This window comes from Cupriavidus basilensis (genome assembly GCF_029335485.1).
GTDB classification, from domain to species: Bacteria; Pseudomonadota; Gammaproteobacteria; order Burkholderiales; family Burkholderiaceae; genus Cupriavidus; species Cupriavidus basilensis_E.
On record NZ_JARJLM010000118.1, the window covers coordinates 1 to 382 of the forward strand.

The 382-nt window shown below is 69.6% G+C and carries 1 pseudogene; it reads left to right on the plus strand.

The annotated features are described in order from the left end of the window. Positions 1 to 26: 26 nt before the first annotated feature. Positions 27 to 382: pseudogene (locus tag P3W85_RS06660) on the plus strand (MFS transporter); the annotation flags it as partial.

Sequence of the window (382 nt, forward strand, 5' to 3'; positions counted from 1 at the left end):
CAACAATACAGAACGAGACATCCCCCGTGCCTCCCCGCCTGACCGATCTCCGCCCCGTCCTGCCGATCCTGCTCGGCGCCTCCGTCATGCTGAGCCTGGCCATGGGCCTGCGGCAGAGCCTCGGCATCTTCATGCCCCCGCTGACCAGGGACATCGGCATCTCGGTGTCCGACTTCACCATTGCCATTGCCGTGCAGAACCTGGCCTGGGGCCTGCTCCAGCCGATGGCCGGCGCGTGGGCCGCGCGGGCGGGCTTCCGGCCGCTGATGATGAGCGGCTCGCTGCTCTATGTGCTTGGCCTGGTGCTGCTGGCCACCGCGCACGGCATGGCGGGCGTTACGCTCGGCGCCGGCGTGGCGATCGGCGCGTCGATGGCTTGCAC